The sequence below is a fragment of the Pedobacter sp. 01T416_2 genome, from assembly GCF_056398925.1.
The window spans coordinates 1-6,648 of sequence record NZ_JBFTQI010000296.1 but is presented as its reverse complement, the minus strand read 5'-3'; the positions used below and the strand labels follow the sequence as shown (position 1 = coordinate 6,648).

5 protein-coding genes are annotated in these 6,648 nt (G+C 36.6%); 3 read left to right on the top strand and 2 right to left on the bottom strand.

Annotation, left to right across the window (positions count from 1 at the left end; genetic code table 11):
- Positions 1 to 883 (bottom strand): L-aspartate oxidase (locus tag AC1DPQ_RS13745; RefSeq protein ID WP_477609774.1); only part of this gene is annotated, 883 nt, incomplete at its 3' end.
- A gap of 449 nt (positions 884 to 1,332) precedes the next feature.
- On the opposite strand from AC1DPQ_RS13745, the gene nadA reads away from it, so the two are divergent.
- From nadA to thiL, 3 genes are all read left to right on the top strand, one after another.
- Positions 1,333 to 2,331 (top strand): quinolinate synthase NadA, encoded by a 999-nt coding sequence (nadA, locus tag AC1DPQ_RS13740; protein WP_057931002.1) that lies wholly within the window; start codon positions 1,333 to 1,335, stop codon positions 2,329 to 2,331.
- Between the two features lie 68 nt (positions 2,332 to 2,399).
- A complete protein-coding gene (locus tag AC1DPQ_RS13735) occupies positions 2,400 to 3,638 on the top strand; it encodes a dicarboxylate/amino acid:cation symporter (RefSeq protein ID WP_477609772.1) in 1,239 nt (412 codons plus the stop codon).
- A gap of 122 nt (positions 3,639 to 3,760) precedes the next feature.
- Positions 3,761 to 4,801, top strand: coding sequence for a thiamine-phosphate kinase (gene thiL, locus AC1DPQ_RS13730; RefSeq protein WP_477586106.1), 1,041 nt, complete (start codon positions 3,761 to 3,763; stop codon positions 4,799 to 4,801).
- 320 nt (positions 4,802 to 5,121) lie between these two features.
- Here thiL and AC1DPQ_RS13725 read toward each other — a convergent pair whose 3' ends face one another.
- On the bottom strand, positions 5,122 to 6,498 hold the full coding sequence (locus tag AC1DPQ_RS13725) for a DNA recombination protein RmuC (RefSeq protein WP_477609770.1): 1,377 nt from the start codon (positions 6,496 to 6,498) through the stop codon (positions 5,122 to 5,124).
- Positions 6,499 to 6,648: the final 150 nt, after the last annotated feature.

The following is a 6,648-nucleotide window of genomic DNA, read 5'->3' as shown; positions in this document are numbered from 1 at the left end:
CTACCGCACGGGCTACTATATCACGTGGTGCCAAAGATTTACGCTCATCATATTCATGCATAAATTCCTCACCATTCTTCCGTCTTAAAACACCACCAAAACCCCTAACAGCTTCTGATATTAAGAACGATGGGTACTCTCCAGGATGATACAAAGCAGTGGGATGGAACTGAATAAACTCCATATTCCTTACCTTTCCTTTTGCACGGTAAACCATTGCCATACCATCGCCTGTTGCAATAACCGGATTTGTTGTGGCCGAATATACATGTCCGGCACCACCCGAAGCCATCACAGTCACATTTGCCACAATCTTTTCCACATCGTTAAGCTCTGTGTTAAAGGCATATACACCATAACAGTTGATATCTTCGGTACGTTTATCAACAAACTCACCCAGGTGATGCTGGGTAATTAACTCCAGCGCAAAGTAATGTGTTAATATCTCTATGTTGTTATTCTCATGAATTTCATTCAGCAATACCCGCTCAATCTCGTATCCGGTGATGTCTTTGTAGTGCAAAACACGGTGTTCAGAGTGTCCTCCCTCCTTGGCTAAATCATAGAAACCGGAGTTATCCTTATCGAAGTTTATRCCATAATCAATGATCTCCTGAATACGCTGAGGCCCCTCTTTTACAACGATTTCCACAATTTTTTCATCACATAATCCATCGCCGGCAATCAAAGTATCATCGATATGTTTCTCAAAAGAATCACCTTTATCTACCACAACCGCAACACCGCCCTGAGCGTATTTTGTATTCGATTCGTCTTCGTTCGACTTAGTAACAATTAAAACCTTACCAAACTTTGCTGCCTTAAGTGCAAAACTCAAACCCGCTATACCTGAACCAATTACCAGAAAATCTACTTTCCTCATTAATAAAAACATTTAATTATCCACGATGTTAACAACTAGTTGATAAATGTTAACTCTGTGTCTAAATTATCCTAACAAATAAATTTGAATGTTTAAAGCTACTCTAAAAAGACAATTTGCCACAATCTTTTAAGTAATTTTTGAGCACCTTTGTACAAGTAATTAACTTTTTACCCACTTATAAACAATTAACATTCGGGTATTGATAAAAATTGAGTGACTTTTCGATAGTGCTGAAAATCAAATTCATGATATTAGAGAAATGTAATCTAAATGTTAGTAAACGATTAACAACTTATATAAAAGAACTTTTTTTCGAAACTTGCCAACAATACTAACACACTAATAAACAAACAAGATTTATTTATTTAAAAATACTTATTAATTATTGAGACGTTGAAAGCTTTATCTTTGGCCAACGTCAAAATTCAAAAAAGGAAAATTTTAAAATGAACATAGATGTCTTAGAAGAAATCAATAAAAAAGGTTTCGCAGAAGAAGAAATTGATCCTACACTCGATCTTTTTGCTGAGATTGAGAAATTAAAAAAGGAAAAGAATGCCATTATTCTTGCACATTACTATCAAGAACCTGATATTCAGGATATTGCAGATTATATTGGCGATAGTTTAGGACTGTCGCAAGAAGCAGCAAAAACAGATGCTGATGTAATTGTGTTTGCTGGCGTGCATTTTATGGCCGAAACAGCAAAGATTTTATCGCCTGATAAAACGGTTCTATTACCAGATGTAAAAGCAGGATGCTCATTAGCAGATAGTTGTCCGCCCCATCTGTTTAGAAAGTTTAAAGAAAAATATCCAGATCACCTGGTCATCACTTATGTAAACTGTACTGCTGAACTAAAAGCTTTAAGTGATATTGTTTGTACAAGTACGAATGCCGTTCAGATTGTAGAGAGTTTACCTAAAGACCAAAAAATAATCTTCGGTCCCGATCGAAATTTAGGTGCTTATGTAGCAAAGAAAACCGGGCGCGATTTGGTATTGTGGAATGGTGCCTGTATGGTACATGAAATTTTTTCGCAGGAGAAAATTACAAAACTAAAAGAACGCCATCCGAACGCTAAATTTATTGCGCATCCGGAATGTGAAGAAGTGGTTTTGAAAATGGCCGATTATATCGGTTCAACAACCGGGCTTCTAAAATATACCATTACCAATCCGGCTACAGAATTTATTGTAGCTACCGAAAGTGGAATTATCCACCAGATGGAAAAGGCAAATCCAACAAAAACATTTATTCCGGCGCCGCCGAATAACAGCTGTGCCTGTAACGATTGCCCATACATGAAAAGAAATACTTTAGAAAAACTATATTTATGTATTAAAAATGGTTTGCCAGAAGTAACTGTACCTGAGCATATTATTGAACTTGCCCGTAAACCGATACAGCGCATGCTTGATATTTCTGCAGAATTGGGATTATAATGCATAAAGACATCCGAAGTTTACAGGAGCTTAGGGCCAGCAAAACTTCGGATGTCTAATCTTAGATTATGGAAAAAAACAACATCCTTAAAAATTACTCAGGCTTATTATGGCTTTTGGCAGGAATAACTGTTGGAAGTATTGTGGGCTTAATTTTTGGGAAAAGCGTTGAAAGTATAAAACCATTAGGCGATATATTTTTAAACCTGTTGTTTACAGCTGTTATTCCATTGGTATTTTTTGCGGTTTCTTCAGCAATTGCGAATATAGATAGAACAAAAAAGTTAGGAAGATTATTAACCATTATGGTTTTGGTCTTTCTTTCTACCATACTCATTTCTGCGGTTTTAACCTTGGTTGCTACCTGGATTTTTCCTATCCATCAGCAATTAGGAAACACGCCTTTACCAACTGAACCTGAAAAAATCCAGTCGTTTGGCGAACAAATGACCCAACTTTTAACCGTAGGAGAATTTTTCGAGATAGGAAGTAGAAAAAATATGCTTGCATTGATTATTTTTTCAGTACTGGTTGGTTTTTCTACGCTATATTCTGGTAAAGAAGGCGATGCATTTAAGAACTTCTTGGTATCGGGCAATGAAGTGATGAAAAAACTCATCATTTTGATTATGAAACTTGGCCCAATCGGTTTGGGTGCTTATTTTGCTTATCAGGTTGGGGTTTTCGGTCCACAGCTTTTTGGAACTTATGCCAAAGCTTTAGGTTTATACTATGGCGTAGGTGCATTTTATTTTATCGTTTTTTTTACCCTATATGCTTTTGTTGCAGGTGGATTTAAAGCGATAAAAGTATTTTGGAAAAATAACATTGTGCCATCTTTAACTTCAATCGGAACCTGTAGCAGTATTGCCACTATTCCGGCAAATTTAGATGGTGCGCGAAAAATGGGCGTACCCGATTACATTACCAATGTGACGATTCCATTAGGTTCAACCTTGCATAAGGATGGTTCGAGTATTAGCTCTATTGTTAAAATTGCTGTTGTTTTTGCCATTTTTGGTAAGGATTTAGTACATGTTGATACCATTATTTTGGCACTGGGTATTACTGTTTTAGTGAGTATTGTAGAAGGTGGAATACCAAATGGCGGTTATATTGGCGAATTATTAATGATTTCGGCTTACCAATTACCACCAGAGGCGCTACCACCAGCTATGATTATTGGAACTCTGGTAGATCCAATGGCTACCTTGTTAAATGCTACTGGCGATAATGTTGCGGCCATGTTAATTGCCAGGTTTACCGAAGGTAGGAATTGGATGGAAAGTAAGGATTTGTCATCCTGACGCAGGAAGGATCTGCAAGCTATGAAATACCAGCTGGTGCAGTTAAAGATTCTTCGCTATGCTCAGAATGACAATTGATTTTAAAAAATAAAAATCGGGGGCTTCGCCCCTAACTATTGCATATGTTTGAAAATAAAGAGCGTACAGATATTAATGAATTAGGCGAATTTGGGTTGATTAAACACCTAACTACTAATTTTAAAATTAAAAACGATTATTCGGTAAAAGGTGTTGGCGATGATGCTGCTGTTTTAGATGCCAAAGGAAAACAGACCTTAATTTCGACTGATTTATTGCTGGAAGGAATCCATTTCGACTTGGCTTATGTGCCTTTAATGCACTTAGGTTACAAAGCTGTTCAGGTAAATTTGAGTGATATTTATGCCATGAACGGAAAAGCAAGTCAGATTACAGTTTCGCTGGGTTTATCGAGTAAATTTCCTTTAGAGGCTGTCGAAGAAATTTATAAGGGAATCGAACTAGCTTGCAACAAATATAACATTGATTTAATTGGTGGAGATACTTCATCAAGCAAGCAAGGCCTGGTAATCAGTATTACCAGTATAGGTTATGCCGATGCAGATAAAGTGGTGTACCGAAATGGCGCTCAAGAACATGATTTATTGTGTGTTTCTGGCGATTTGGGTGGCGCTTATTTAGGCCTGCAGATTTTAGAAAGAGAGAAGTTAATCTATTTGGAAAATCCACAGATCCAACCAGATTTAGAGGGTAAAGATTATATCATCGAAAGACAATTGAAACCAGAAGCAAGGATGGATATTATTGCACTTTTAGATGAAATGAATATCAAACCAACTTCGATGATCGATGTTTCGGATGGTTTAGCTTCCGAAATTTTACATTTGGCAGAACAATCAGATAAAGGAATGACCATTTACGAGGAGAAAATTCCTTTAGATCCAATGACTTATGAAACTGCGCGTGAATTAGGTTTAGATCCAACGGTTTGTGCTTTAAGTGGTGGTGAAGATTATGAGTTATTGTTTACCATTAGTCAGGATGATTATAAAAAACTGAAACATGATGTAGATATTACTGTGATTGGACATGTTACCGATAAAAACTCGGGTTGTAAAATGGTTTCTAAATCAGAAAAAGTACACGAACTGAAGGCTCAGGGTTGGAATGCTTTTAATAAATAAAAATAGGTCGTCATTTCGAGCGGAGTGCAACGAAGTCGAGAAATCTTTGTAGGCAGATCTCTCCATTCCACTGCATTTCAGTCGAGATGACGATTTTACTTTGTAGTCGATATTGCTAAGAAATATAAATTTCTTTAACAATTACTATTTTTGCAAATTAGTCTTTATTAATGCAAATTTTTTTTAGCTCTTTTGTCTAACGCGATCGTCATGCTGAATTTATTTCAGCATCTTTTCTGTAAAATAGACCCTGAAATAAATTCAGGGTGACGGCTCTAAGTTTAAATAACTACTCTACTCACTGATAAAGGGTAAATATTCTAATCTTCATTAACATCCAAATACTTAGTATCAATCTGTTTGGTGGTCTTTGCTCCTAATTTTTTAATCTTTTCAGAAGTGTTTGTTAAATTTCCCGAACCCACTGATAATTTGTTAATGGCTTTATCGTAAGCATCCTGCCCATTTTTGATGTGTTTGCCAATATTTTCCATATCTGAAATAAAGCCTACAAACTTATCGTACATACTGCCGCTTAAACGGGCAATTTCCATTACATTCCGGTTTTGGCGCTCCTGTTTCCACATGCTGGCAATGGTGCGTAAAGTGGCCAATAATGTTGAGGGACTCACAATTACTACCCTTCTGTCCCAGGCAAAATTGAAAAGTTCAGCATCTTTTTGAACCGCAATGCTGAAAGAAGATTCGATCGGTACAAACAGCAAAACAAAATCCGGAGAATTGATTTTATATAAATCCTGGTAATTTTTTGAAGATAGTTCCTGGATGTGGTTCTTAATAGAGGCTAAATGCTGTTTTACATAGCCTTCACGCTCTTCATCGCTCTCAGCTGATACAGAACGCTCATAAGCAATCAGAGATACCTTAGCATCGACTACCAGGTGTTTATCATCTGGTAGGTCAATCACTACATCGGGCTGGTACCGACCGCCTTCGGCGGATATATGTGAGGCTTGAATGCGGTATTCCTGATCGCGTACTAAACCTGAGCGTTCCAAAACCTTTTCCAAAATCACTTCCCCCCAATTTCCTTGCTTTTTACTATCGCCTTTTAAAGCTTTGGTTAAATTATTGGCATCTTCCTGAATCTGTTTACTTTGATCCATTAATAATGAAATTACACCTTTCAGTGTATTTCTTTCATCCGATTCTGCTTTGTAAACCTTTTCTACTTTATCTTCAAAAGCTTTAATATTTTCTTTTAAAGGATTTAAGATGATAACCAAATTAGTTCGGTTCTGCTCAATAAATTTGCTCGATTTTTCCTCCAGTATTTTATTGGCAATTAATTCAAAGTCTTTGTTTAATTTTTCTTGTGACTGCTCAAAATTTAGCTTCTGTTCGGCAAGTTTTTCTTTTTCGGCCAGGTAAAAAGACCTGGTACTTTCCAATTCGCGATTGGCATCGGCAAGCCGGTCGCGCTCAGCCTGCAACTCATCAATTAGGCGTTGCTGTTCTTGTTTAAGTAGCGTAGTAATGTGCTCTTTTTCGGCAGATAAATTAGAAACACGTTCGTCGGCTTTGGCCAGGCTGATTTTTAACGATTCATTTTCACTTTTTGTTCTTTCGAAGTCTTCTACCGAAATAATAGAAAGAGCAGCCTGCGGTTTCTTCAATAATAAAATAACCAGAACTATTAAAATAACGATTAGTAAAGCAATACCCGCAATCTCCATAATGATAAAAATTTTAGCAAAAATGAAGATTTAAAATAGATATACCAAAAAATTTTAGTTATTGTGAACGGAAAATAACGGAAAAAAATTTCTATAATTGGGCATTAGTATTTTATAAATGAACGCATTAACAGTCCTCATATCCTGCCC